The following is a 25,989-nucleotide window of genomic DNA, read 5'->3' as shown; positions in this document are numbered from 1 at the left end:
ATTATTTTTAACTAAAAAACTTAACTTATCTTTGCAACAATGATTTCAGCAGAGAAAATAATATTAGGAATTGACCCCGGAACAGCCGTGATGGGATTTGGTTTAATCTCGGTAAAAAAAGGGAAGATGGAAATGATTTCTATTCACGAATTAATTTTGAAAAAATACCCGAACCACGAAACAAAGCTCAAATATATTTTCGACAAAACTTTAGCCTTAATCGATGAATTTCATCCGGACGAAGTGGCTTTGGAAGCGCCTTTCTTCGGAAAAAACGTACAGTCAATGCTTAAATTGGGCAGAGCTCAAGGAGTAGCGATGGCGGCGAGCCTTCACAGAAACATTCCAATCACGGAATATTCTCCAAAAAAAATAAAAATGGCAATCACCGGAAACGGTAATGCAAGCAAGGAACAGGTTGCAGGAATGCTGAAAAATCTTTTAAATCTAAAAGAATTTCCAACAAAATATTTGGATGCCTCAGATGGTTTGGCGGTAGCGGTTTGTCATCATTTTAATTCCGGAACTCTTTCTGACACCAAATCTTACTCTGGTTGGGAAAGTTTTCTAAAGCAAAATCCGGATCGTTTAAAATAGACCCGGAGTTTTTAAATTTATTTATAATCTTCGGGTGACACCGAAAAATCTGCGGTTACTTTTCCGTTTTTGTCATAATAAATATAATCAAATTTTATTTTATTATTCTTCAAATCAGCCATATCTGCTGATGATTTCAGACTTTTCTTTGCCGCTTCTTTAGCTTCATCTTTAAAAGATTTTATTTCTTCTGCCGTTACATTTTCTTTCACATCTTCTGTCAGCGTATAATTATATTTTAAGCTTAAATGTCCTGCAGAAACACTGTCTAGCCTTATTCCATCGCTTAAAACCTGAGGCGTCATTTTATTCATGCTCAGTGCAGCATCTTTCAACTCTATATCTACAGGATCTTCGTTTTTACAAGAAGCAGTTAGAAAAACCAACGAAAGGAGTGAGATTTTAATAGCGTTTTTCATAAAATATTTTTTATTGTTGGGATACAAAATGCAATTATTATGCAATTTAAAAACATTAATTTAAAATTACTTGGTAAAACATATTACTATTTGTAACAATGGTATGAATTTTAATACTAATTTTGTATAAAATTTTGTAATGAAAAACACACAAACAACTATATATCAGACGAATCACAGAATCAACTGGTTTCAGAAATTCCTTTTGATTTGTTCGGGAGGAAACATTCACATCTTAAGAAAAACGCCCAGCGAATGGAATAAATTTGCAGGAATCGGTGGAATCGTTTTGTTTACCGCAGTTTTCGCAACATTATCTGCGGCTTACGCTATGTACACTATTTTTGATGACATTTGGGCTTCCGTAGGTTTCGGGATTCTTTGGGGACTGATGATTTTTAATCTTGACAGGTACATCGTTTCATCCATTAAAAAAACAGGAACCTGGTGGAATCAGATTTTGATGTCGATTCCAAGATTAATTTTGGCAACATTTTTAGGAATTATTATTTCTAAACCTTTAGAGCTTAAAATTTTTGAGAAAGAAGTCAACAAGCAACTCAACACAATTATTCAAAGGAACAAAACCGAACTTCAAAAACAACTGAACGGAAGAATCCTTCAGCAAAGCGGACCTTTTGAAAAAGAAAAAGAGCAAATAGCCGAAAAAACTGCTCAATATCAAAAATCATATGATTCTGCAGCAGTGGAATTGGAAAAGGAAATTCTGGGTAAACAATCAAATCTCACCAGCGGAAAAGTTGGTTTTGGAACGAATGCCAAGAGAAAACAAGAACTGAAAGAGCAACGAAGACAGGATTTGGAAAACTACCAGAAGCAAGTCGCACCAATATTGGAATATTTAGATAAGGAAATATCCAAAGTCTACACCAATCTTGAAACGGAAAGAAAATCTACTGAAACCTTTGAAGATAAATTCAACGGATTCGCAGCAAGACTGCAGGCTTTGGATGAATTAGGAAAAAACTCAGCTATTATTGCCACTGCAGCAGCTTTCATTATGTGCCTTTTTATCTGTCTTGAAATTTCTCCTGTTTTGGTTAAACTAATTTCCTCGGTGGGACCGTATGATTATCTTTTGGAGAAAACCGAAAATGACTTCAGGCTTTATTCAAAGGAAAAAATCGAGAAAGGAAATGCACAAACCGATTTCAGAATTGATGATTTCAAGGAAGATTTAAAAAGGAAAGTTTAAATTTAAACATCTCAAAACACTGCCTTTCAGTTAATCCTGAAAGGTTTTTTTGTTTTATTTGAAAAATATTACAAAAGAAATCTTAACTTAGTAAGACAAAATTTAAAACTAATTCATCATGAAAAAATTAGCATTTGCAGGTGCCCTACTTTTGGGCGCCCTATCATCACCGCTTGTAAAAGCTCAGTATCAACCATATTTAGGACAAATTATGTTTGCTCCTTACACCAACACTCCAAATGGTTGGGCAGAATGCAACGGTCAGATTCTTTCTATAGCACAAAACACTGCATTGTTTTCACTTCTCGGAACTACTTTTGGCGGTAATGGGCAGACCACCTTTGCTTTGCCAGACATGAGAGGCAGATCATTGGTACATCCGGGAACGGGAACAGGTCTTAGCCCGGTTGTACTAGGACAAACGGGAGGTGTAGAATCTGTAACACTTACCACAGCACAAATGCCTTCACACAGCCATACCGTGGCTGCTGTTTCTACGGAAGGAAATCAAAACTCACCCACCAACAATCTTCCTGCAGACACAAAGGCACTTGATAAAGAATATTCTGATGCAAACAGCAATACTCAAATGAAAACTACAATGATTGCTCCAACGGGAGGAAGTCAGCCACACGAAAACAGACCTCCGTATCTTGCGGTGAAATGTTTTATCGCATTGCAAGGTGTATTCCCATCATTTAATTAATAAAATGAAGGTTTTATATGTATTAGCTCTGGCAATCGGAAGCTCAGCTTTCGCCCAGACGATAACTTTCAAAGGATGCTATAATCTTTTTGACAGCAGCAATACTTTTACTTTCACAAAAACAGGAGTAGATTCTTTCGGTAAAAATATTTACATCACCATCCCTGTCAACGGAGATCAGGATTGTGGAGGACTTGGAACTTGTGAATTTAAACTACAATGGAACAATACGCTCAGCAGATGGGAATTTTTAGCCGATGAAGGAAACGGAACTTTTACCAACCCTTATTTAATTTATTACAATTCTACAGGTAATAATAATGTAGCCAATCCACCAGCCAATAACTTTGGAACGTGGGTTGAAAACACCGCTGTAACTTCGGGAGCATGTGGCGGAAGCCTATCTGCCGCCAACTCTACCATGAGTGGCGATGTGCATACTTCATTTCTTGCGACCGCTGAAAGTGTGAAAAATGCCCAAATTCAGTTATTCCCAAATCCTGTTTCAGATTTTATAAAAATTTCAGGTATTACGAATGCTGAATTTGTAGAAATCTATAACATGTCTGGACAGCTTGTAAGAAAAGAAAATTTTAAAGATAGATTGAATGTCTCTGATTTAAGCGCAGGAACTTTTATGCTCAGAATAAAAGATGCTGATGGTAAAAATTATGAATTTAAATTTATCAAGAAATAATACATTGCTGTTTATAAAAAAAACGGTGGTCACATTTTGCGACCACCGTTTCTGTTTATTTTAATCTTAAAGCAATCGGCAATAAGCCAAAAGCAGTTACAAAGAATAATTCGGAGCTTCTGAAGTGATAATCACATCGTGTGGATGAGATTCTTTCAAGCCGCTTCCAGTAATCATTACCATTTTGGTTTCAGTTTGTAAAGCTGTGATATCTTTTGCTCCACAATATCCCATTCCGGCTCTAAGACCTCCTGTTAACTGGAAAATTACGTCTTCTAATTTACCTTTACTTGGAACTCTTCCTTCAATTCCTTCCGGAACGAATTTTTTAGCTTCACTCTGGAAATATCTTTCTTTTCCGCCTCTCTTCATCGCAGAAAGACTTCCCATTCCCTGATACGTTTTAAATTTTCTTCCCTGGAAAAGAATTTCTTCACCTGGTGCTTCATCTGTTCCAGCAAGAAGTGACCCCAGCATTACCGCTCCTGCCCCACTTGCAATTGCTTTTACGATATCACCGGAAAGTTTAATTCCACCATCGGCAATTACAGCAACATTTTTAGACTGAGCATATTCGTAAACGTTATAAATCGCAGATAACTGTGGAACTCCAACTCCAGCGACAACTCTTGTTGTACAGATAGAACCTGGGCCAACACCTACTTTCAATACGTTTGCACCAGCTTTGATCAAATCTTCAGCAGCTTCAGCAGTAACGATATTCCCACCAACGATATCAAGGTCAGGATATTTGCTTCTGATTTCAGAAATTTTATCTAAAACACCTTTTGAATGACCGTGTGCAGAATCGATACCAATAATATCAACTCCGGCTTTTACCAAAGCTTCAATTCTGTCTAAAGTATCTTCGCCAACTCCAACTCCGGCACCAACAATCAAACGGCCTTTCTGGTCTTTATTTGAATTGGGATACTCAAGTTGATTATCGATATCTTTAATCGTAATTAAACCAACCAATTTATTGTTATCATCTACAATCGGAAGCTTTTCAACACGACTTTTCAAAAGAATTTCTTTTGCTTTTTCGAGATTTGTATTTTTATCAGAAGTGATCAGATTTTTTTTGGTCATAATCTCTTCCACCTTCAGATCAAGGTTTTCCTGATACTTTACATCTCTGTTGGTTATAATTCCAATTAAAGTATTTTCAGCATCAACTACCGGAAGACCGGAAATTTTATATTTCGCCATCGTTTCTTTAGCCTCAGCCAAAGTATGATCTTTTGAAAGTGTTACAGGATCAGAGATCATTCCGTTTTCAGAACGCTTTACTCTGTTGACCTGAGCAGCCTGCTCTTCGATGGTCATGTTTTTATGAATGAAACCCAAACCACCAACTCTTGCCAGTGCAATCGCCAAATCAGCCTCTGTCACCGTATCCATCGCAGCGGAAACGATAGGAACATTGAGCGTAATTTTATCGGTAAGTCTTGATTTTAATGAAACCTGATTAGGTAAAACTTCAGAATAAGCAGGGACTAGAAGCACGTCATCGAAAGTGATGGCTGTCTCTACAATTTTGTTATGAATAGACATCTTTACTTTCTTGCAAAATTAAGACTTTTTAGCGGAATATGAAAATGCTTTTAAATAGTTTAAATAAAACTTAATAATACATGAATTAAATCGAAAATAACCGCCCAAGAAGACGGTTATTAATGTTAAATATGAAATATATGTGAAATTATTTGTCTGTTGCCGCATTGATTATTTTCGAAATATCCTCTGCTGTAAAGCTCCCTTTTACGTCTACGAAAACCATTTCTGTCTTAGAATTTATAGTAATCAACATGTTTTTAATCGTTTCTCCACTCTGTTTCACTCTGATATTTACGTTGTCGCCATCGTGTTTTATGGTTGCCCAATCTTCGTAATTTTCATTTTTAAGATATTGTGCGTAATCTTTCAGCATTTTTTCATTAGCGTTAGCTACAGTCATCAACTTAATCTTAGAAACTTTTTTGATCATTTTAATAGTTTCTAAATTTTCACCTTCTTCCCTCAGAGCTTTTTTTATCGCTGGTTTTGCCAGAAAAAGAGGAACATTAAAACTTGCAAACTGCGCATCTTCAAAATCATAATTTTTATCTGAGAAGAAAGCAATATTCGGTTTATCTGAAACAATACATGATTGCAGGAAAAACAGAGTGCAAAAAATCAGTAAGGTATTTTTTAAGATTCTCATGACTTGGATTTTATTTGATTTGCTGAAGACTTCCGCCAGACATTTTACTTATTTTAGACTGAATCTCCGGATTCCCTCTGTATCTGATGATTCCTCCTGAAGAAGCTGTAGCATTAAGCAACGTAACAACATGAGCCGAAAGCACAGAACCTGAACTCGCTTCCGCCTGTAAGCCATTTACCTTTAAACCTTCTCCATTACAAACCGCTCCACTACTCATATCAATAAGACCTGTTTCGGTATTTCCGCTGATGTTAATGGCTGAACCGCTTGATCCTTTAACCGAAAGATCTCTTGAGTTGATTTTCGAATTAATCACAGAACCTGAACTCGTCTCTACTTTACATACTGACACATTAAAACTTGCATTGACCACAGAACCCGATGAAGCATCAACAGTCATTATATCTTCGTTCACGTCACTTGCTGCATTAAAAATTGCTCCGGAAGAGGTTTTGATCATTTCGATTTTAGGCGAAGAGACATTTACCGTAAGAGATTTGAAGTTGAGATTCTTTTTAGACCTGTTCTCAACATAGATTTTCAAAACTCCGTTTTCCACTTTTGTGATAACATTCTGAAGCTTATCAGCATCCGCAAAAACCTTTACCAAACTTGTATTTTCCTGTGTGAAATTTACCTTTACACCCTTACTTACATCCAGTTTAGAAAAATTCCCTACATGTCTTACCTCATTGGTTTCGTAAGAATCTTTATAAGTATTTTCTTTTGTATTTTTTTCAGGTTTTCTTGCAGATGGCACCACGAGTTCATCGGAATTGATAATTCTGTTGACATCTTCCATTTTCATTTTCCCATTGAGCATGAAAATAGCGATCTCATCCTTAGAATCTACATTAAAAATAAGATTTTCGAGAATTCCGTCTTTGGCATTTTCCGCTAAAAATTTCATAGAAACATCATTGCTTTTCATCGACATCAACTCATTAAAATTCAATGTAGAAAGTAGTTTACTTACACGCTCGCTTTTTTCTTCATTCATTTTAATTTGCCCTAGATTTTCCGATTTTAAATGATCCGGAAATGTAGCTTTAGAAAAAACCAAAAGCTTCAAACCGTTTACATCACGCATAATGGGTTTGATTTTGCCAATGTATTCGTCGCTTATTTCAATTCGGTCCAGAAGATCAAACATCGGTTTTTTGATGTCAATAGATGTTACTCCACTTTTATTTTCAAATGATTGGAAAAACTGATCCAACTTCTCGGTCTGCGCAGTGCAAGTCATAAAACTTCCCGCAAAAATCATGATGAGTATAAATATATTTTTCATATGTTTATATTATTGTCTTTTAAAGGTCATGGAATCGCCATTGCCTGTTATAAATTTTGTTTCGTCACCAAATCGTGGCGATTTCATGGTTTTAAAGTCTTAATATTCGGTTGTGTAATCTTCATTCTTATGAGAACTCGCCACAGTTTTATTAAATTCACGCCCCATTTTCATAAAGGAAAAAGTGGTAACATCTAAAGCTTCCTGCTTGTTGGTAATTTTTTTACCGTTTACAATCACATAAGAATCCTGATATTCTGTTGAATCTTTGGCCAAAGAATTCTGAACATATCTCGGTTTAATATCTTTTTTAATTCTGCTTTTTTTAGAGAGAATTTCATCCAAAACATCTCTTTCGGCAATAGAATTTTCTACAAAAATAGAATCCTGCTTCGCTCCGACCACTGAATCTACAGTATGAACAGCCATTTGCGTCTGATGCTCGTGATTTTCTGCTATAAAATCGTTTTTCTGTTTTAAAATTTCGTTTTTCACTAAATTCCCTTTGTCTGAAATTTCATTTTTACTAAAATTAAAGCCGAAAACCAAACCAAACAGAACTACAACACTCGCAGCCATCCAAAACCATTTTGGAAAAGTCGGTTTCTGTTTTTTGTTGATTGAAATGATGGGAGTTTCATCCGAAGAAGAATCGTCATTTCCTTCAGCTTTTTTAAGGAAATCCTCAAAATCCCAGTTCATTTTTTCTTCCTTTAAACTTTGGAAGACTTCGTTATATTTATCTTGAAATTTGTCGTTGCTCATAGCTCATCAATTGTGAGATTTGTTCTTTTACTTTTTGTCTAGCTCGCATCAGATTTACTCTTACTGCGTTTTCTTCCATTTCCAGCATTTCGGAAATTTCAGACACATCATACTCTTCCACGTCTTTCAAATGAATGACCATCTTTTGTTTCTCCGGAAGCTGATTTATAAAACCGATTATTTGCTCCTTCATATTATTCACGTCCATATTGTACAATTCTGAACGGTGGAGTTGCAAATCTGCAAAACCCAATTTTACATCATGATGCTTCAATCGGTTCAGACATTCATTTTTTACAGATTTTAAAGCATAGGATTTAAAATTTCCAAACTGTGCCAACTCGTCTTTTTTCTGCCAGAATTTGATCATTAAATCCTGCACTACATCTTCGGCTTCATCGCTGCTCATCACAAACCTTTTCGCAAAACGATACATCTCATCTCTGAGAATAAATACCGTATTCCTAAAAGTTTCATGGGTCATAAATTTGTTTCTATTAGTAAGACAATTAAAATTAAAGTTTTATTACATCAAAATTAAAAAAATGAAATTTTCCACAGTCTCTTATACTCTTTTTAATTTATTGATTAATTATTTTCAACAACATATATATTAACTTTTTTTAACTCTGATTTTGCGTTATTAAATTTTTATCAACTATTTCATAATCGGTAAGAAAGATATATTTTTGCTTATAAATATAAACTTGGTGAATTATTATAATGTTTATGTATTGAAATTAAAGTCTAAAATTAATTCGTCAATTTTTTTTTTAAAGACACAAACTATATTTAAACAACATTGTTCATCTCCTAAAATCAGATAGAAACAGTTTTTGTTTATATAAAAAATTAATCTTGATCTTGAATTTTTTTTTCATTTTCTAATGGAGTTCAGAAACCATCCAAACGAAGCGAAACCGAAAAGCTAAACGAGTAGGGAAAATATTATAAAAATATAGAATATGAAAAAAAAATTATGCTTTCTATTTATTTTAATGATAATGAATAGTTTCTATTTTGGACAGTGCTTTCAGCAAATCAGTGCCGGAGGCTATCATTCATTAGCCATAAAAAGCGATGGAACACTTTGGGGATGGGGAACCAATTCGAGTGGAGAATTAGGTACCGGAACCATGACAAATAGTCCTATTCCAATTCAAATAGGAACAGATTCTGATTGGCAAAGTGTTCATGCCAGTGGTGATTTTTCTTCAGCAATAAAAACAAATGGAACTCTTTGGACGTGGGGATTTAATTCTTTTGGGCAATTAGGTGATGGAACGAATATCCTCGTTAGAAACACCCCTACACAGGTAGGAACATCAACGAATTGGCAAAGTGTATCAGCCGGTGCGGATAATACTTTTGCTCTAAAAACAGACGGCACACTATGGGCTTGGGGGTATAATGGTGAAGGAAGATTAGGAGATGGCACAACAATTAGTAGAAATACTCCAACACAAATTGGAACAGCTGCCAATTGGCAAAGTATTAGTATAGGAGGTGCTTTTTCGTTAGCAATAAAAACAGATGGTACACTTTGGGCTTGGGGAACCAATTTTTATGGACAATTGGGAGATAATGGAACAAGCAGTACTAAATCTACTCCAAGACAAATAGGAACAGATACTAATTGGCAAAGTATTGATGCTGGCAACACACACTCTACAGGAATAAAAACAGATGGAACTCTTTGGGCATGGGGAAATAATCTGAATGGGCAAATCGGAGACGGAACGATAACCGAAAGACGTGCACCTGTACAAGTCGGGACAGCTAATAACTGGGAAAAAGTATCCGCTGGCAATAATTTTACTCTTGCAACTAAAACAGATAAAACACTATGGGCATGGGGTTCCAATGGCTTTGGCCAACTAGGTAACGGAATCTTGTACACGAGCGTACTAACACCAGCACAAACCGGAACCGAAACAGACTGGCAAAGTATATCAGCAGGCTCAGCCCATACTTTTACTATGAAAACAAATGGGCAAACCTGGCTATGTGGACATAATGGGAATGGGCAAATCGGAGATGGAACAAGCATTAACAGAATTACGCTAATTCCTACAGCCTGCCCGACAACAAGTACACTAGCAATTGATGAAACTTCACCAGTATCTGATAATCTAAAAGTCTTCCTAAATCAGGGACATGATCATCTAACGGTTTCGTTCGACCAAAAGATTCTTTCAGTAGCAATTTACAATATGGCAGGACAACAAGCGCTTACTAAAGTTATCAATGATAATAAAGGAGTAATTGATGTTTCTACTTTAATATCAGGAGCTTATTTGGTCAAAGTAAATATTGCTAACAGCACAGTAAAAACTGTAAAAATAATCAAACGATAAATAGCTCTAACAACGAGAGTTTAAATAATTCAAAATCAGCGTGTACGACTATTCGTACACGCTGATTTTATATAGCCGTTCTTTAAAAAACAAAAATAGTTTCGAGCTGTGCTGACAGATTTAATAAGTTTCAAAAATATGCTTCAAAATCGCTTTATCATCATCCGACAAAGATATTTTTCTTCGCGCCAATACCTTTTCAGCAACTTCGTAGGCTTTATCCAGTTTAAATCTTTCATCATCTTTAAAACCTCCCCAAGAAAAGTTCTCAATCAGATTCGGAGGGAAGCCTTCTTTGAAAATATTTGAAGCAACTCCAATTACCGTTCCTGTATTTAACTGAGTATTGATCGCTGTTTTGGAATGATCTCCCATAATTACGCCGGCAAACTGCAATCCTGTATCCTGAAAATCTTTGGTTCTGTAATTCCACAATTTTACATTACCGTAATTGTTTTTTAAGTTGGAAGAATTAGTATCTGCACCAAGATTACACCATTCTCCAATCACAGAATTCCCAACAAATCCGTCATGACCTTTATTTGAATATCCAAAAATGATAATATTACTCACTTCACCGCCAACTTTAGAATGAGGACCAACCGTTGTAGCACCATAGATTTTTGCTCCGAGATTAAATTTCGAACTTTCACAAAGTGCAATCGGACCTCGGAGATTACAGCCTTCCATCACTTCGGCATTTTTTCCGATGTAAATTTTTCCGGTCTTGGTATTGACGGTTGAAAATTCAACTTCCGCACCTTCTTCAATAAACAAATCTTCTCTTTTTCCCAAAAAACCGTTGGTGGAAGATAATTCCTGTGAAGTTTTTCCTTTAGTCAATAATTCAAAATCAAAATCGATGGCTTCTTTATTATAAGTAAAAAGATCGGTTGGTTTTTTAAAGAAAACGAGTTCTTCTTTAATATCAGTCATTTTCTCGATTTGATTTAAAGAAAAACCATCCATATTGATTTTTGCGGCAACCAGTTCATCTTCATAAACCAAAGCTTCACCTTGCTTTAAATCTTTAATTTGCTGAATTACATTTTCTGTCGGTAAAAAATTGGGAACCAAAAACAGACTTTCTTTTTTCTCAGGCTCTCTGAATTTCTGCTGAAGATACATTTCCGTAAACCAGGAAATTTCAGTCGAGTCTAAAATTTTCTGCCATCTTTCGGAAAAAGTAAGAATTCCACAACGCATTTCTGCGACAGGACGGGTAAAAGTAAGCGGAAGAAAATCTTCCCAATATTGTGCATCGGAGAATACGAGTTGCATTTCTATAAAAGTTTATTAGGTTGGAAGCTGGATGATGGAAGCTGGAAGTTTACCATCACTCTGCTTTTTTACAAAAATACAAATACTCAATTAATTCTTACTATTTAGATTTTAATTGTGATTAATGTGCATAAAAAAAGTCTCCCGAAAATCGGAAGACTTTAAAATATTGTAAAACCAAAAAATTACTTAGCGAATTTTTTGTATTTGTTCATAAACTTGTCTACTCTACCTGCAGTATCAACCAATTTAGTTTTTCCTGTGTAGAAAGGGTGAGAAGTTGAAGAGATTTCCATTTTGATCAATGGGTACTCAGTACCTTCAAACTCGATAGTGTCTTTTGTGTCTGCTGTAGACTTACATAAAAATACCTCGTCGTTACTCATATCTTTGAAAACAACAAGTCTATAATTTTCTGGGTGAATTCCGTTTTTCATAATAAATTTTTAAAAAATTAAAGTTTGCTTTCGAAATAGTAATGGTATTTCTTCTGCTAAATTTTAGGTTGCAAAAATACAATAATTTTTAAAATATACAAACACCTTGAACATTATTTTTCTGAAATAAGAAAATTGAAGTATTTTTCGTTAAATTTGGAATTCTTAAACATGAATTTCAATGAAATTTAAAATCATCCTTCTAAGCGCTTTCTGGATACTTTTACTTACAGTTTCCTGCAACAGAGACGAAATTTCTTTCGATGCTCCTTCTCAGGAACTCAGTTTCAACCGTGATACAATATTTTGTGATACAGTTTATCATCAGGTAAGATCTGAAACGTATGCCGTGAAAGTGTACAACAATGAAGATAAAGATGTTCTGATTCCAAGAATTCATCTTGAAAAAGGCGCAGCTTCTTTATACAAAATCAATGTTGATGGGAAGCCTGGTTACGATTTTAAGGATGTTCCTCTAAGAAAGAAAGACAGTCTTTATATCTTTGTAGAAATCGCTCCTACAGCTACGGGACCGGAAGCGATTGCTGAAGACAGAATATTGTTTACCAGCCCCGCAGGACAGCAACATGTGAATTTATTTTCTGTAGTTCAGGACGCAGAATTTTTTATTCAAACCCCTACCAATCCTAATGTGATTGATGCCAATACCAACTGGACGAACTCTAAAGCCAAAATCATTTATGGGAATCTTACTCTAGATGACGGAATTGCCCTTAATGTACAAGCAGGAACGAAAATTTATTTCCACAAAAACAGCGGAATGAAAATTTCCAACGGTGCATCTTTAAATTTAAACGGTACTCAAACCGAACAGATCATTATGCGTGGCGACAGAAACGACACCTATTATGATACGATTCCAAACAACTGGAATTCTGTAAAAATGGAAGCCGGATCGATCATCAATATGAATCATACAAGGCTTTTCGGAGGAATCAATGGTCTTGATATGAAACAGGCAACAGCCAATATCAACAATTCATTCATTCATAATTTTTTGGATAACGGAATTTATGCAGTGGCTTCAACTGTAAATGCAACCAATTTGGTAATGAATAATTGTGGAGATGCCGCCATTTCAATATTTAAAGGTGGAAGTCATTCTTATGTACACTCTACGATTGCTAACTATTCTGATCTTCTGTCATCAAGAAACAGAATCGGAATTTTCGCCACCAACGAATGGAAAAACGAAAGCGGACAAACAGAACAGGGCGCTTTACAACAATTAAACATCTGGAATTCGATTGTTTATTCTGACAGAGACAATGCTGTAAATTTTGAGCAGACACCGGGACAGCAGTTTAATTTTCTGATCAGAAATTCATTATTGAAATATTCCGGAACTTCCGAAGCAGGTTTTCCTTTTGACAACAACCCGACAGTCGTAATTCAAAGTTTAAAAAACGAAGATCCTAAATTTATAAATTTCTTTGCTGCACAAATGAACCTTCGGGTAAAAGCAGATTCTCCGGCAAGAAATAAAGGCAACGCAACCATCGCAGCATCAGTTCCTACAGATATTGTCGGCGTTTCAAGAACATCAAATATAACTTTGGGAGCATATCAGTAAATTTGATATTTGATATTTGATATTTGATATTTGATATTTGATATTAAACTAATTTTTTAACTAAACTCTCTCACTTGGCTCTTTTTACTTTTGCCTTGACTCTTTAAACATGGAAATTACTACGCTTCAAACACAGGTGGACGAATGGATTAAAACCATTGGTGTCCGGTATTTTAATGAACTGACTAACATGGCAATGCTAACGGAAGAAGTGGGCGAAGTTGCCAGAATTATCGCAAGAAGATACGGTGAACAAAGCGAAAAAGAAAGCGATAAAAGTAAAGATTTAGGCGAGGAATTAGCCGATGTTTTGTTTGTAACTATATGTTTAGCCAATCAAACCGGAGTTAATCTGCAGGAAGCTTTTGATGAAAAAATGAAGATAAAAACTGATCGCGATAAAGACAGACATCAGAATAATGAAAAACTGAAGTAATTCAAATAAAATTTAATCTTCATGCGTAACTTTTTCAAGATATTTTCAGTATTTCTATTTTCAGTATTTAATTTTTCATATTCTCAAATCACTGTTCCTTACCGTGTTGGAGACAAGTTTGGAATTTCAGACGAAAACGGTAAAATGATTTTTCCTGCAATCTACGATCATATAGACATCAATTCAAATCCCGGAAATTTCATTGCTACAAAGGGTAACTCCGAAAAGAATTTCACTACAGACTTTATCTATAAAAACAAAATTATTATCAAAGATTCTCATTATAACTATTTTAATGTAGATGATATTTTTGTAAAAGCCGTAAATATTTTAGATTTAGAACGTTTTTACGGTTATAATGGAGAAACGAGACAGATGACCACTGATTTGTATACTTTATCCGGCAAAAATGTTTTTCATCAATCTTATCGTAATATTAGTCTGGAAGACAATATCCGAAACCCACAATTGAAAGATCAGTCTTTAATTTTACTTCAGGACACTTCACAAAAATACTCTTTGGTTTTACTTGATAAAAAAACGCTGAAAGTAACCCAAACTTTTTTTGAAAATGCAGAAGATGTTGATGTGGACTTCAGAAATAAACCATCTGTTTACAGCATTACTTATTCGGGAGCTTATCATCCAGCAAAGAAACTCACAATTAATTTTGAAAACGGAAAGATGAAAAATAGCTCAACAGAAAAAATCCCCACCGAAGAATACAATGATTCTTACCCCAGACCATCATATGCACCGCCACCACCAGGCATGGGGAAACCTTATTCCGGAGAAAGTGAACCCAAACCAAAAATCACACAGATTTATACCTCTAAAAGATACACAGAACCATTTTCTACAGAAGTTTTAACATCGAGGGAACAGGAACTTTATCAGGCTATGATAAAAGAAGTTGAGGGTAAAAAAGGATATTTCAGTATCAAAAAAGATGAATGGATCATTCCTGCAGAATATAATGATATTGTGCTGTCAGATTCACCTTGTTCAGATTGTGGAGTATATGTTCTGAAGCAAAATAACGATTACAGAATTTTGATTAATGAAAAGGAAAAGCAGAATATCTTTAAAGGTAAATTTGAACTTAAGCCATATTTATACAAAATGAACTATGGAAAAGACGGATTCCACCTCATAAAACTGTTTGATAAAAACGGAAATCTTTTTGCTTACGCCAATCAGGATGGCAAAATATACTACAAACAATGAAGATTACAAAAATGAAGAAGTTAGAAAAATCAAAATTACAGGAAAACAAAACCATACAAATCAGCGGTTCGAAAAGTATTTCGAATCGTTTATTGATTTTGGAAAGTTTATTTTCAAACATAAAAATCGGGAATTTATCTAATTCTCAGGACACACAGTTACTTCAAAAAGCTTTATCGGAAAACTCCGACACTGTAGACATTCATCATGCAGGAACAGCAATGCGTTTTTTAACATCCTTTTATTCGATTCAGGAAGGAAGGACAACCGTACTCACGGGTTCAGGAAGGATGAAGGAAAGACCTATAAAAAATCTGGTTACGGCTTTGCAGAATCTTGGTGTAGAAATCGAATATTTAGAAAATGAAGGGTTTCCGCCTTTGAAAATTAAAGGCAGAAAAATTACACAGAGAAGTGTTGATGTTCCGGCTAATATTTCAAGTCAGTTCATCACTTCCCTTCTTTTAATTGCCGGAAAACTCGAAAACGGTCTGGAGATTAATTTGATTGGCGAAGTTACATCAAGGTCTTATATCGAAATGACTTTGAGTATTTTAACTAAATTTGGAATTAGAAACAGCTTCATTGGTAATACCATTAAAGTTGAATCATTCATCAATCATCAACCATCAATCATCAGTTACGAAGTTGAAAGTGACTGGAGTTCTGCATCTTATTTTTATTCATTTGCTGCGATTGGAAGAGAAACCATTCATCTGAAAAGTTTTTACAAAAATTCTACTCAGGGAGATGCTGCGATTTCAAAAATTTATGAAGATTTTTTCGGAATTAAAACCATCTTCACTGAAGAAGAACATCAATTGACACTCCAACCTATTAAGGATTTTAAGTTTCCGGAAAAGATTGTTTTGAACATGAATAACTGTCCGGACATAGCACAAACTCTGTGTGTCACAGCTGCAGCTATGAAGATTCCGTTTGAAATTTCCGGTTTGGGAACTTTAAAAGTGAAAGAAACAGACCGTCTGCTGGCTTTACATCAAGAATTGAAAAAATTAGGTTGCGAAACTGAAATTACAGATTTAACGATAAAATCTACCGGTTTTTCTGAACCTGAAGAGAATATTACCATCAAAACTTATCAGGATCACAGGATGGCAATGAGTTTTGCGCCGTTTTGCCTGATTAAGGAATTGAATATTGAAGATGAAAATGTGGTAGAGAAATCATATCCGATGTTTTGGGAGGATTTATCCGAATTGCTAATTTCAAAATGATTAATTTTGTTTAGTAAGGAGTTTAATTAAAATTCAAACCAATGGAAATCACAAGTCTCAGCCAACTCGATATGAATGCAACGTACACGTATGCAGACTATCTTATGTGGAGACTCAAGGAAAGAGTAGAACTTTTCAAGGGAAAAATTTTAAAAATGAGCCCTGCTCCGTCTCCGGTTCATCAAAAAATCTCATTTAGATTTAGTGGAATTTTTTACAACTTTTTTAAAAACAATACCTGCGAAGTCTTTTCAGCTCCATTTGATGTGAGATTTCCATCTAAAAACGGGGATTCAAAAAATGTTTTCCAGCCGGATTTATGTGTCATCTGCGACCCAAGTAAAATTGACGATAAAGGATGTGTTGGTGCGCCAGATTTAATTATAGAAATCATTTCCCCGGGAAATTCAAAGAAAGAATTAAGCCTGAAATACAGTATCTATGAAGAATTCGGTGTTTTAGAATATTGGGTTGTGCATCCAATTGAGAAAACGATACAGATATTCGTTTTGGAAAACGGAATTTTCATTGGAAAAAAACCCATTACAGAAGATGAAGTAATGAAGTCTTACCTATTTCAAGATTTGGTTTTTCCGGCATCTGAAATTTTTGAAAATATTTAAAATGAAACCTATGGAAATTACAAGTCTCAGCCAACTCGATATGAATGCAACGTATACGTACGCAGACTATCTTATGTGGAGACTCAAGGAAAGAGTAGAACTTTTCAAGGGTAAAATTTTGAAAATGAGCCCTGCTCCATCGCCGATTCATCAGAAAATATCAAGAAAAATAAGTGATGTATTAAGTCCTTTTTTCAATGCAAATCAGTGCGAAATGTTTTACGCTCCTTTCGATGTTCGTTTACCAAGTAAAAACGGAGAAATTATCACTGTTGTACAACCTGATTTGTGTGTGATTTGTGACAGAAATAAAATCGATGATAAAGGTTGTCTTGGAGCTCCTGACTTGGTAGTTGAAATTTTATCTCCAGGAAATTCCAAAAAGGAAATGAATTTAAAATTCAGCTTGTATGAGGAAGCGGGAGTTTCAGAATACTGGGTTGTAGATCCGAGTGAGAAATTTATTTTGATTTTCAGTTTAGAAAATGGTGAATACATCAGCAGAAAACCAGTCGCAGATGGAGAAATACTACAATCTATAAATTTTAAAGATTTAAAATTTTCGACTCAAGATTTGTATGAATTTTAGTTAAAAACATTTTAATAAAAAATAACCTCAAAGACTTTGTCAATTTTACTGACAAAGTCTTGTTTTGAAAACACATCATTTTAAAATTATAAATGAATAAAACAATCATCATCACCGGAACATCCTCAGGAATAGGTTTCGTGCTCGCTGAATATTTCGGAAAAAAAGGCCATCGCGTTTATGGACTGAGCCGGAAATTTACTGAAAGTCAGTATTTTAAATCAATTCCAACAGACATTACAGATAACGAAGCTGTTCAAAATGCAATTGCTGAAGTTTTAAAAACAGAAACTAAAATCGACGTTCTCATCAACAACGCCGGAATGGGAATGGTGGGTGCTATAGAAGATTCTTCGAAAGAAGATATTTTAAAATTATTCAATCTGAATCTTGTTGGAGCCGTACAGATGATGACTGCAGTAATGCCAAAAATGCGTGAACATAAATTCGGGCAAATTATTAACGTTTCGAGTATTGGTAGTGAAATGGGATTGCCTTTCCGAGGGTTTTATTCGGCTTCGAAATCGGCTTTAGATAAAGTAACAGAGGCCATGAGATATGAAGTTTTTCAATGGAACGTGAATGTCTGTTCGCTTCATTTAGGTGATATAAAAACCAATATCGCCGAAAATCGTGTAAAAACGAAAGTAACGGAACCTTACAAAAATGTATTCGATAAAGTATACGATCTGATGAATTCCCACGTTGGCGATGGAACAGAACCTCTTGAAGTTGCAGAATATATTGACCAACTTTTATCTAAAAAGAAGTGGAAAGCTCATTATTATTTTGGTAAATTCGGGCAGAAAATCGGTGTACCTTTGAAATGGATTCTTCCACAGGAAACTTATGAGAATTTGATGAAGAAATACAATAAAATGTGAGATTTGAAGTTTGAGATTTGAGATTGAAACTGTTTTTAAAAATATTTTTTGTGTTGTTTTGCGTTTTTGTACAAGCGCAGAAGAAACAGTATTTTCTGATTGATACAGAAACCAAGGTCAAGAAAAAAGTTAAAGATTCTGCAACAGCAGTAAAATTTCTTGATTCTCTGGCTCAAAGCAACTATTTTTTCACTGAATTGAAAGAAGTTAAAATAAAAGGTGACAGCACTGAAATTTTCTATGATAAAGGAAAAAATTATAATATAACATACGTTTCTCTTTCAGATTCTATTGTCAAAAAACTGAAGACTGAAAAAGAGTTTTTTACCAAAAATTTAGATTCCACCAAAGCGAGAATCAACAAAGTTTACATTGATGATGGTTTTGCATTCAGCCGGTTAAAATCAACTGTAAAGACCAAGAAAAATGGTTATCCGGTAGTTGAATTAGACATTAATAAAAACGATAAACGTACAATTGATGGCTTTGTAATGAAAGGCTACACGAGAGTTCCGAAGCGTTTTGTGAAAAATTTAAACAAAGAATTTAAAGGTAAAACGTACGACGACAAAAATTTGATTGCCGTCAATAAACAGTTTCAGGGGCATCCATTTTTATCGCTTGAAAGGCAGCCTCAGACACTTTTCACCAAAGATTCTACTCAGATTTACCTTTTTATTGAAAAGAAAAAAACGAATACTTTTGATGGAGTCATCGGTTTCGGAAACGATAAAACAGAAAAGTTTACGCTGAACGGAACTTTGAATGTGAATTTCAAAAACATGTTTAACGGGTTTGAAACCATCAATCTTTATTGGCAGCGAAACCCTGATAAAGGCCAGAATTTTGATCTTCAGACTGATATTCCTTATCTGTTTAATTCTAATGTAGGGATGAATATGAAAGTGAATATTTTCCGGCAGGATTCTACTTTTGCCAATGTGAAAGCGTTACCTGCATTTTATTATCACATCAACAACCGGCAAAAAATCGGTTTAAGAGGAACTTTTGAAAATTCAACTATTATCGACAGCCTTTATGTGCAGGGAAAAGATTATAATAAGAAAGGAATCGGGGTTTATTTTGATATGACCGAGCCAAGCGATATTGATCTTTTTCTGTATAAAACAAAAATAAATTTCGGGTACGATTATCTTACAACAACATACACCAAAGAAAACATAAAGTCTCCACAAAATCAGTTTTACTTTTTTGGTGAGCACAATTATCACATCAACGGCAATCACTTTCTAAACATCAAAGCAGAAGGCGCAATGCTCGATTCTAAAATAGATTTTACCGCCAATGAATTGTATCGTTTTGGCGGATGGAATTCTTTGCGTGGCTTTAACGAAAACTCTCTGACCGCTGATTTTTTCTATTATGGAAGCTTAGAATACCGTTATCTCATCGGAAATCAGGCATTTTTTGATGTTTTTGGACAGTATGGTCAGCTCAATAACAAATCTTTGGGAGTAAAACCTAAGCTATACAGCGTTGGGCTTGGTTTCAACTTTTTTATTCCTATCGGATTGATGAGTTTCCAGCTTTCTAACGGAAATGAATTTGGTAATCCATTCAAATTTAATGACATCAAAATTCATTGGGGAATTCTGAGCAGATTCTAAAATTTTCCACTATTTAGAATTATTATAAATTCAATTTTTTCAAACATAATTATTTATGTTTAGCTATTCGTCAATTTCTATAAAAAGCCACTGAATTTAAACCCAATCAAAACCTTATCAAAATAAATTTAATACCAAAATATATTTGTGGTTGAAAATATTTTTTAAGCCAATTGTAAAAAACAGTAACATACTGATTATTAAGCGGTAGCAATGATAAAAATCAACTTTAAAAATTCATTCAATGTTGAATTTTTTATAATTTTGCAGAAAAAAATAATATAAACCTAAAAACATGAATAAGATTACACTACCTATTCTATCTTTTGCTTTCACTGCATTATCTATAACTATCAATGCTCAGGTTGACACAAAGACAGACAGCCACACTATCGGAGTCGGCATTCCTGAAGTTGCACTATTAGACATCGAACCATCTGCGACCAAAAACATTACAATGACTTTTGTAGCACCTACAGAAGCGGGTTTACCAATAACACCACCTGCAGACAATACAAGTCTTTGGCTAAACTACTCTTCTATCAAAGCAGCTGCAGCTCCTGACAACGTTAGAGCAGTTTCTGTAAAGCTGAACGCAGTAATACCAGGTGTGGACATTAAAGTAACTGCTGCTGGAAATACAGGTGTTGGAGCAGGTGCATTTGGTCTTCCTACATCTCAGTTGACACTTAGCGCTTCAGATCAAAACATCATTACGGGTATTGGAAGTGCATATACAGGCACTGGCGCAAACAATGGTCACAATCTTACCTACAACGTTAATTACGGAAGTGCGGTAGGTTCTACAGCCAACTATGCAGATTTGGTAGCAAGCACAACATCTGCCACTGTAACTTACACAATTTCTGACAACTAGAGAATTACACACAAGGGAGAAACCGCTAGTTGGCTTCTCCTTTTTTTAATTCCTAAAACCTTTTACAAATGATAAAACAAATTCTTCTGTTTATCTTTTTTGCTATGCATTTACATTATGTAAAAGCAGGCATTGTAGTAATCAACGGGCTTACCCACACCTACAAAGTAGAAAAAGGACAAGTATACAAAGGTAATATTGAGATTGAAAATACCAGCAGCACTCCTCAGGATGTGAAAATATTTTTTCAGGATCTCAGCTATAATGCAGACGGGGATATATTTTATACCAGCCCGGCAACTGTAAAGCGGTCAAACTCATCGTGGATAAAAATTAACACTAATCTTCTTACCCTTAAAGGCAAAGAAAAAACCACTATCAGATACGAAATCACTGTTCCTAAAGATGTGGCAGAATCTGGAAGCTATTGGAGTGCAATTATGGTAGAGCCCATAGATAAGATCAATCCTCAAGACAATAAACCAGGTGTAAACATCAATTCTATTATTAGATATGCTATACAAATCATTACCGATTATGATTCTGAAAATGCAAAACCTGAACTGAAATTTGAAAGTGTAAAAGTAGACAATGAAGATGGACTCAAAATCCTTAAAATTGCTATTTCCAATAATGGTAATCAATACTGTAGGCCCAATGCAATGGTAGAATTCTATGCCAAAAATGGTGAAAAGATAGGCAACTTCACAAGCATGACCATGGGACTTTTACCAGGAACTTCCAAAATGTTTCATATTAATATCAGCAAAATAACTCCCGGAAAATATTCCGCTGTAATTCTGGCAACTGATGAAGACGAAAACGCATTCGCCCTCAATGTTGAGCTCGAAGTAAAAAATGAATAAAAATTGCTTTCTATATATTTTACTTTTATTCCCTGTAATTTTCTTTTCTCAGAACACTGAGAAAGAGTCTGTCTATAAAGATGAAATTTTGCAACCGGGAACCACAACTTCTGTATCATTTAAAATAGAAAACAATACTTTAGAGCAAAAAAACTATCAGCTTACCGTAGAAACCACAAATGAGAATATTAAACCCATTCTCAATCAAAACGAGATTACCATTTCCCCAGGGCAAAGCTATATTCACATTATTCCCATCAAAATTTCTTTTGATACGCCAAAAGGCTCCTATTCAATATATCTTCATATAAAAGATAGCTCCACCGGTAACCTCCTAACTAAAAATCTTCCATTAGTAATATCCGGAAAAAGAAAACTGTTATTAACCAAAGGAGATTCTCCAGAATATGTAAAAGCGGGAGAAACCATCAGATCGACTATCATTGCCAAAAACAATGGGAATATGTCTGAAAAACTCTTTCTCTCTACAGAAAGAAGCAGCATAATAGAAGGAGATTCTGTAATTGTACTATTGCCGGGAGAGACTAAAATTATTCCTTTAATCAACAACACTAATCCTGATTTGGGTGCCACTGCCTATCAGAATATTTACCTAAACGCCACTACAGAAAATTATCCCATTGAAAAATTAATGGTGTACAATAATGTGAAAATAATACCTGTAAAGCCTACTGATGAGGATGTGTATCATCGCCTGCCAATTATCGCATCTGTAAACTACATAGGGCAGAGCACCAGAGGAGATTACAGAAATGGTTTTCAGGGCGAGCTGTCTGGAACCGGAAGCTTGAGCAAAGATAATTCAGACGTTATACAATTTCATGCCATCACAAAAAATCCGATAGACTTTAACGCTTTTACACCTTACGAAGAGTACTTTATCAGTTACAAAAACAAAAAAATTTCAGCTCATTTGGGAGACAAAGCCTATTCTTCATCTTTACTTACCGAGTTTGCAAGATATGGAAGAGGTGCAGAACTTAATTATCGATTAAAAAAGATTACATTAGGCGGATTTTACAATCATCCAAGATTTTTTCGGGATATTAAAGATGAATACAACGTGTATTCTACTTATCACATCAATAATGAAAGCGAAGTCAAGGCCGGATATTTATACAAAATTCCCCGCACACAAAGAGAAGGTTTTAATACCCATCTACCTTACATTACAGGTAAAACTAAAATTTTAAAATTAATAGATGCTCAAGGGGAGATAGCCTATAGCAAAAATAATATCACCAGCGGTTTTGCATACATGGCTCAGGCACAGGGAAATTTCAATAAAATTACGGCAGGACTAATTTATTTGAAAGCTTCATCAGATTTTTCAGGATATTTTACCAATACCAATTCTCTCACGGCAAACCTTCAGTACCGGGTTTTGGAAAGGCTTACCATCATGGGAAATTACAGACAGGATGCTACTAATTTCAAAAGAGATACTTTATTTGGTGTTGCTCCTTATCAGAAATACCTTCAGGCAGGAGTGGAATTTAAATATTCTAAGAAAGGAAAATTACAGCTGTTAGGCGGTTTTCAAAGGTATCAGGATCGCATGGAAATGAAAAGATTTGATTATAAAGAATCTTTTATAAGAGCTAATATCAATCAGCAATTAGGAATATTTAATATGGGTACAGAAGTTCAGTTTGGGCAAACCGAGAATTATTTAAATGGAATTTCAGGTCAATCAAGATTATATTCCATCAACTTAGGTTTCGAAAAATTTAAAACTTCATTCAATTTTTATGGAAGCTACGCAGAAAACACACGTTATCTTGAGCAAAATCAAAATCAATTCTATTATGGTGCGAGAATTATCAGCAGATTTTCATCAACCAACAGTTTAAGTATTTTTTATCAAAACAATTATATCCCAGAAGATTACTATACAGACCCGAATCTTTTTGAAATCGTGTATCATCAGCAAATATTCAAAAGCAATTCTATAGATTTCTCTGGTCGTTATACATTACAGCGTGGTCAAACTGGTAATAAAGATTTTATAGTTTCATTAAAATATTCTGTCAATATTAATGCGCCGCTAAAAAAGACAGCAGAATACGTAACTTTATCGGGAAATATCTCCAATTTGGGAGTAGAGAAAGTTGATGGGATACGATTATTTCTGGGAAATTATATCTCAATAAGTGATAAAGATGGTAATTACATCTTCAAAAATGTTGCACCTAAATATTACACCCTCGAAATTGACAGATCTACACTTGGTTTAAATAATATTACTGATGTACGCATGCCAGCCGAAGTAGATCTTGTTAACAAAGAGAATATTCTCAATTTCGGAATAACAAATGCGGCTTTAATTCAAGGCGAAGTAATTCTTCATGATGAGGAAAAGCAAAGCAATTTAAGTTTTGTACAGGTTACTGCAAAAAAAGGAAGAAAAAAACAGGAAAGTGTAATCGTTGAAGCTTCACAAGGAGAGCAGGTATTTAGAAAAATTGTTTCAATAAACGAAAAATTTGATTTCACCTATCTCCGTCCCGGAGACTGGAAAGTAAAGATCTACCACGACGGAATGGACAAAAGGTACAAAATTACTCAGGATACTTTTGAATTTACCCTAAAGCCTGAAGAAACAAAAAACATATCTGTAAATATCACAAAAAAGCAAAGAGAAATCAAATACCAACAAGAGCCTATCAAAGTAAGTTACAACGATAATAAAACGAGAAAATGAAATTTAGTTTAAAAATAATAATCTTCATTTTACTGAATTTAAGTTATAGCTTATTTTCCCAGAGTAGAGCCGTGAGTATTACATTACCCACAGTTGCATTACTGGATATTGAGCCAGCAGGAGTCAATATAAATCTAATTTTCGCAGCTCCTACCGAAGCAGGAAATGCTATTACTCCACCAGCGGCAAACACTACCAAATGGCTCAACTATACATCCGCAGTCACTCCCACAGGTACAAGCAGAACAGTAACAGCATTTATAAGCCAAACGGTTCCCGGAATTGATATCAAGTTATCTGTTGCAAATGCTTCCGGAACTGGCTCTGGAGTTTTAGGAACTTCAACTGCATTGTCAGCAGTTACACTTACTAGCAATCCCACAATAATTATTTCAGGAATTAGAGGTGCTTTTACAGGAAACGGAATAAATAACGGGCACAGGTTAACGATTTCTGCAGTTACAGGAACCTATGCCAATATTACCTCAAGCAGTCCTTCTTTAGTAGTAACTTATACAATCAGTGATTAAAAAGGAAAACATGAAAGAAAACAAAACTTTTACACTCACAAAAACAGCCTTTCTTTTATTGAATTTGATTTGTCTCTATACTTATGCCCAAACTATTACTGTAGGTGGCAGTGACTGGACTGTACCTGGCACTACACTAACCGAAGCTGGGACAGATTACTCAGGAACAACAGAAAGTATCAACACCAGCCAGATTACCATCACCGGAACAATACCTATCGGTCTTTTGACCAGTTCATCAAGAGTTTCAGTAAGTCAAACCAATGTCAACTGGAACAGCGCCCTGAATCTTGCAGTTCGCAGAACTGGTCCTGGCATACCTTGCAATAACTGTACAATAGAAGAAAATACACTCAATGCTTATACAGCAATTAATCAGGCTGGATCCACAAGTTTTATGGTTTTGCGGATAAACGGTTTATTGGCAAGTGGCACTTATTCAAACATTCCAGTCCAGGTACGTATTTCAGGCATATCAGTTAAAGTACCGGCAGCAGCATATCAAGCAAATATTGTATTTACAATTGCTGCAAATTAAGATTTACATTCAAAAATTCCTTTATCTAACATTCAAAGAATAAAAAATTGAATTCTCTTTTCAGGAGCTTATTCCGGCTATCCGCTCATACTCCTCGCACCAAAGCTCCCACCCGCATAACCCGTCAGCTTTCCAACGCCTGCTGTGGGGTATCCGCTGCTATCCGGGCTAGTCACAAGTGAGATAAGAAGGAGTATTTTACATTGGTAAAAGCTGAGATTCGCCAAAAAATAACTGCAAACCGGTAATAACATAAAAC

At 35.0% G+C, this 25,989-nt stretch carries 26 protein-coding genes; 18 read left to right on the top strand and 8 right to left on the bottom strand.

What is annotated here, in order from left to right:
• Positions 1-42: 42 nt before the first annotated feature.
• Positions 43-597 (top strand): crossover junction endodeoxyribonuclease RuvC, encoded by a 555-nt coding sequence (gene ruvC, locus AC2A1G_RS03220; protein ID WP_484046034.1) that lies wholly within the window; start codon positions 43-45, stop codon positions 595-597.
• Positions 598-614: 17 nt separating this feature from the next.
• Here ruvC and AC2A1G_RS03215 read toward each other — a convergent pair whose 3' ends face one another.
• On the bottom strand, positions 615-1,016 hold the full coding sequence (locus AC2A1G_RS03215; protein WP_484045519.1) for a hypothetical protein: 402 nt from the start codon (positions 1,014-1,016) through the stop codon (positions 615-617).
• A gap of 139 nt (positions 1,017-1,155) precedes the next feature.
• Between AC2A1G_RS03215 and AC2A1G_RS03210 the strand changes: the two genes are divergently transcribed.
• The 3 genes from AC2A1G_RS03210 to AC2A1G_RS03200 all read left to right on the top strand — a co-directional run bounded on the left by AC2A1G_RS03210 (position 1,156) and on the right by AC2A1G_RS03200 (position 3,635).
• Complete coding sequence (locus AC2A1G_RS03210) at positions 1,156-2,232, top strand: DUF4407 domain-containing protein (protein WP_484045518.1); 1,077 nt, start codon at positions 1,156-1,158, stop codon at positions 2,230-2,232.
• A 118-nt stretch (positions 2,233-2,350) separates the two neighbouring features.
• Positions 2,351-2,938, top strand: a complete 588-nt coding sequence (locus AC2A1G_RS03205) for a phage tail protein (RefSeq protein WP_484045517.1) — start codon at positions 2,351-2,353, stop codon at positions 2,936-2,938.
• Positions 2,939-2,942: 4 nt separating this feature from the next.
• A complete protein-coding gene (locus tag AC2A1G_RS03200) occupies positions 2,943-3,635 on the top strand; it encodes a T9SS type A sorting domain-containing protein (RefSeq protein WP_484045516.1) in 693 nt (230 codons plus the stop codon).
• 96 nt (positions 3,636-3,731) lie between these two features.
• Here the strand turns inward: AC2A1G_RS03200 and guaB are convergent, their stop codons facing one another.
• From guaB to AC2A1G_RS03175, 5 genes are all read right to left on the bottom strand, one after another.
• Positions 3,732-5,192, bottom strand: coding sequence for an IMP dehydrogenase (guaB, locus tag AC2A1G_RS03195; protein WP_484045515.1), 1,461 nt, complete (start codon positions 5,190-5,192; stop codon positions 3,732-3,734).
• 148 nt (positions 5,193-5,340) lie between these two features.
• Positions 5,341-5,841 carry a DUF4252 domain-containing protein gene (locus tag AC2A1G_RS03190; protein WP_484045514.1) on the bottom strand — a complete coding sequence of 167 codons (501 nt, stop codon included), beginning with the start codon at positions 5,839-5,841 and terminating at the stop codon, positions 5,341-5,343.
• Between the two features lie 10 nt (positions 5,842-5,851).
• Positions 5,852-7,135 carry a DUF4252 domain-containing protein gene (locus AC2A1G_RS03185; protein ID WP_484045513.1) on the bottom strand — a complete coding sequence of 428 codons (1,284 nt, stop codon included), beginning with the start codon at positions 7,133-7,135 and terminating at the stop codon, positions 5,852-5,854.
• 99 nt (positions 7,136-7,234) lie between these two features.
• Positions 7,235-7,900 (bottom strand): hypothetical protein, encoded by a 666-nt coding sequence (locus AC2A1G_RS03180; RefSeq protein ID WP_484045512.1) that lies wholly within the window; start codon positions 7,898-7,900, stop codon positions 7,235-7,237.
• Positions 7,875-8,384, bottom strand: coding sequence for an RNA polymerase sigma factor (locus tag AC2A1G_RS03175; protein ID WP_484045511.1), 510 nt, complete (start codon positions 8,382-8,384; stop codon positions 7,875-7,877). The genes AC2A1G_RS03180 and AC2A1G_RS03175 overlap by 26 nt, the downstream gene beginning before the upstream one ends.
• Before the next feature lie 481 nt (positions 8,385-8,865).
• Here AC2A1G_RS03175 and AC2A1G_RS03170 point away from each other — a divergent pair, with 481 nt between their 5' ends.
• Positions 8,866-10,257 (top strand): T9SS type A sorting domain-containing protein, encoded by a 1,392-nt coding sequence (locus tag AC2A1G_RS03170; RefSeq protein ID WP_484045510.1) that lies wholly within the window; start codon positions 8,866-8,868, stop codon positions 10,255-10,257.
• Between the two features lie 120 nt (positions 10,258-10,377).
• Here the strand turns inward: AC2A1G_RS03170 and AC2A1G_RS03165 are convergent, their stop codons facing one another.
• Positions 10,378-11,538 carry a GlmU family protein gene (locus AC2A1G_RS03165; RefSeq protein WP_484045509.1) on the bottom strand — a complete coding sequence of 387 codons (1,161 nt, stop codon included), beginning with the start codon at positions 11,536-11,538 and terminating at the stop codon, positions 10,378-10,380.
• A 185-nt stretch (positions 11,539-11,723) separates the two neighbouring features.
• Positions 11,724-11,975 (bottom strand): type B 50S ribosomal protein L31, encoded by a 252-nt coding sequence (locus AC2A1G_RS03160; RefSeq protein WP_034678914.1) that lies wholly within the window; start codon positions 11,973-11,975, stop codon positions 11,724-11,726.
• A gap of 181 nt (positions 11,976-12,156) precedes the next feature.
• Between AC2A1G_RS03160 and AC2A1G_RS03155 the strand changes: the two genes are divergently transcribed.
• From AC2A1G_RS03155 to AC2A1G_RS03095, 13 genes are all read left to right on the top strand, one after another.
• Positions 12,157-13,569: a hypothetical protein gene (locus AC2A1G_RS03155; RefSeq protein WP_484045508.1), complete on the top strand. Its 1,413-nt coding sequence runs from the start codon at positions 12,157-12,159 to the stop codon at positions 13,567-13,569.
• Positions 13,570-13,678: 109 nt separating this feature from the next.
• Positions 13,679-14,005 (top strand): nucleotide pyrophosphohydrolase, encoded by a 327-nt coding sequence (locus AC2A1G_RS03150; RefSeq protein ID WP_484045507.1) that lies wholly within the window; start codon positions 13,679-13,681, stop codon positions 14,003-14,005.
• 21 nt (positions 14,006-14,026) lie between these two features.
• Complete coding sequence (locus tag AC2A1G_RS03145) at positions 14,027-15,232, top strand: hypothetical protein (RefSeq protein WP_484045506.1); 1,206 nt, start codon at positions 14,027-14,029, stop codon at positions 15,230-15,232.
• Between the two features lie 11 nt (positions 15,233-15,243).
• On the top strand, positions 15,244-16,470 hold the full coding sequence (locus AC2A1G_RS03140) for a 3-phosphoshikimate 1-carboxyvinyltransferase (RefSeq protein WP_484045505.1): 1,227 nt from the start codon (positions 15,244-15,246) through the stop codon (positions 16,468-16,470).
• A 41-nt stretch (positions 16,471-16,511) separates the two neighbouring features.
• Positions 16,512-17,093, top strand: coding sequence for a Uma2 family endonuclease (locus AC2A1G_RS03135; RefSeq protein ID WP_484045504.1), 582 nt, complete (start codon positions 16,512-16,514; stop codon positions 17,091-17,093).
• Between the two features lie 10 nt (positions 17,094-17,103).
• Complete coding sequence (locus AC2A1G_RS03130; RefSeq protein WP_484045503.1) at positions 17,104-17,682, top strand: Uma2 family endonuclease; 579 nt, start codon at positions 17,104-17,106, stop codon at positions 17,680-17,682.
• A 92-nt stretch (positions 17,683-17,774) separates the two neighbouring features.
• Complete coding sequence (locus AC2A1G_RS03125; protein WP_484045502.1) at positions 17,775-18,566, top strand: SDR family oxidoreductase; 792 nt, start codon at positions 17,775-17,777, stop codon at positions 18,564-18,566.
• A 50-nt stretch (positions 18,567-18,616) separates the two neighbouring features.
• Positions 18,617-20,194 carry a BamA/TamA family outer membrane protein gene (locus AC2A1G_RS03120; protein ID WP_484045501.1) on the top strand — a complete coding sequence of 526 codons (1,578 nt, stop codon included), beginning with the start codon at positions 18,617-18,619 and terminating at the stop codon, positions 20,192-20,194.
• Positions 20,195-20,489: 295 nt separating this feature from the next.
• The gene (locus tag AC2A1G_RS03115; protein ID WP_484045500.1) at positions 20,490-21,071 is read left to right on the top strand and encodes a hypothetical protein; all 582 of its coding nucleotides are present in this window, start codon (positions 20,490-20,492) and stop codon (positions 21,069-21,071) included.
• Between the two features lie 68 nt (positions 21,072-21,139).
• Positions 21,140-21,937, top strand: a complete 798-nt coding sequence (locus AC2A1G_RS03110; RefSeq protein WP_484045499.1) for a WxL protein host-binding domain-containing protein — start codon at positions 21,140-21,142, stop codon at positions 21,935-21,937.
• On the top strand, positions 21,930-24,662 hold the full coding sequence (locus AC2A1G_RS03105; RefSeq protein WP_484045498.1) for a COG1470 family protein: 2,733 nt from the start codon (positions 21,930-21,932) through the stop codon (positions 24,660-24,662). Before AC2A1G_RS03110 ends, AC2A1G_RS03105 begins: the two co-directional genes overlap by 8 nt.
• Positions 24,659-25,192, top strand: a complete 534-nt coding sequence (locus tag AC2A1G_RS03100) for a hypothetical protein (protein ID WP_484045497.1) — start codon at positions 24,659-24,661, stop codon at positions 25,190-25,192. The genes AC2A1G_RS03105 and AC2A1G_RS03100 overlap by 4 nt, the downstream gene beginning before the upstream one ends.
• A gap of 10 nt (positions 25,193-25,202) precedes the next feature.
• Positions 25,203-25,730 carry a hypothetical protein gene (locus tag AC2A1G_RS03095; RefSeq protein ID WP_484045496.1) on the top strand — a complete coding sequence of 176 codons (528 nt, stop codon included), beginning with the start codon at positions 25,203-25,205 and terminating at the stop codon, positions 25,728-25,730.
• Positions 25,731-25,989: the final 259 nt, after the last annotated feature.

Source organism: Chryseobacterium sp. HNCC26DJ240 (assembly GCF_057180485.1).
Note: the sequence above shows the minus strand (reverse complement) of the source record. Positions and strands in the feature narration are given on the sequence as shown.

Bases quoted from the DNA above. Each gene is read 5' to 3' on its own strand.
- AC2A1G_RS03140 (WP_484045505.1), top strand. From the start codon at position 15,244: ATGAAGAAGTTAGAAAAATCAAAATTACAGGAAAACAAAACCATACAA.
- AC2A1G_RS03210 (WP_484045518.1), top strand. From the start codon at position 1,156: ATGAAAAACACACAAACAACTATATATCAGACGAATCACAGAATCAAC.
- guaB (WP_484045515.1), bottom strand. From the start codon at position 5,192: ATGTCTATTCATAACAAAATTGTAGAGACAGCCATCACTTTCGATGAC.
- AC2A1G_RS03205 (WP_484045517.1), top strand. From the start codon at position 2,351: ATGAAAAAATTAGCATTTGCAGGTGCCCTACTTTTGGGCGCCCTATCA.
- AC2A1G_RS03100 (WP_484045497.1), top strand. From the start codon at position 24,659: ATGAAATTTAGTTTAAAAATAATAATCTTCATTTTACTGAATTTAAGT.
- AC2A1G_RS03170 (WP_484045510.1), top strand. From the start codon at position 8,866: ATGAAAAAAAAATTATGCTTTCTATTTATTTTAATGATAATGAATAGT.
- AC2A1G_RS03200 (WP_484045516.1), top strand. From the start codon at position 2,943: ATGAAGGTTTTATATGTATTAGCTCTGGCAATCGGAAGCTCAGCTTTC.
- AC2A1G_RS03110 (WP_484045499.1), top strand. From the start codon at position 21,140: ATGATAAAACAAATTCTTCTGTTTATCTTTTTTGCTATGCATTTACAT.
- AC2A1G_RS03130 (WP_484045503.1), top strand. From the start codon at position 17,104: ATGGAAATTACAAGTCTCAGCCAACTCGATATGAATGCAACGTATACG.
- AC2A1G_RS03115 (WP_484045500.1), top strand. From the start codon at position 20,490: ATGAATAAGATTACACTACCTATTCTATCTTTTGCTTTCACTGCATTA.
- AC2A1G_RS03095 (WP_484045496.1), top strand. From the start codon at position 25,203: ATGAAAGAAAACAAAACTTTTACACTCACAAAAACAGCCTTTCTTTTA.
- AC2A1G_RS03145 (WP_484045506.1), top strand. From the start codon at position 14,027: ATGCGTAACTTTTTCAAGATATTTTCAGTATTTCTATTTTCAGTATTT.
- AC2A1G_RS03125 (WP_484045502.1), top strand. From the start codon at position 17,775: ATGAATAAAACAATCATCATCACCGGAACATCCTCAGGAATAGGTTTC.
- AC2A1G_RS03180 (WP_484045512.1), bottom strand. From the start codon at position 7,900: ATGAGCAACGACAAATTTCAAGATAAATATAACGAAGTCTTCCAAAGT.
- AC2A1G_RS03190 (WP_484045514.1), bottom strand. From the start codon at position 5,841: ATGAGAATCTTAAAAAATACCTTACTGATTTTTTGCACTCTGTTTTTC.
- AC2A1G_RS03175 (WP_484045511.1), bottom strand. From the start codon at position 8,384: ATGACCCATGAAACTTTTAGGAATACGGTATTTATTCTCAGAGATGAG.
- AC2A1G_RS03185 (WP_484045513.1), bottom strand. From the start codon at position 7,135: ATGAAAAATATATTTATACTCATCATGATTTTTGCGGGAAGTTTTATG.
- AC2A1G_RS03160 (WP_034678914.1), bottom strand. From the start codon at position 11,975: ATGAAAAACGGAATTCACCCAGAAAATTATAGACTTGTTGTTTTCAAA.
- AC2A1G_RS03165 (WP_484045509.1), bottom strand. From the start codon at position 11,538: ATGCAACTCGTATTCTCCGATGCACAATATTGGGAAGATTTTCTTCCG.
- AC2A1G_RS03155 (WP_484045508.1), top strand. From the start codon at position 12,157: ATGAAATTTAAAATCATCCTTCTAAGCGCTTTCTGGATACTTTTACTT.
- AC2A1G_RS03215 (WP_484045519.1), bottom strand. From the start codon at position 1,016: ATGAAAAACGCTATTAAAATCTCACTCCTTTCGTTGGTTTTTCTAACT.
- AC2A1G_RS03150 (WP_484045507.1), top strand. From the start codon at position 13,679: ATGGAAATTACTACGCTTCAAACACAGGTGGACGAATGGATTAAAACC.
- AC2A1G_RS03135 (WP_484045504.1), top strand. From the start codon at position 16,512: ATGGAAATCACAAGTCTCAGCCAACTCGATATGAATGCAACGTACACG.
- AC2A1G_RS03105 (WP_484045498.1), top strand. From the start codon at position 21,930: ATGAATAAAAATTGCTTTCTATATATTTTACTTTTATTCCCTGTAATT.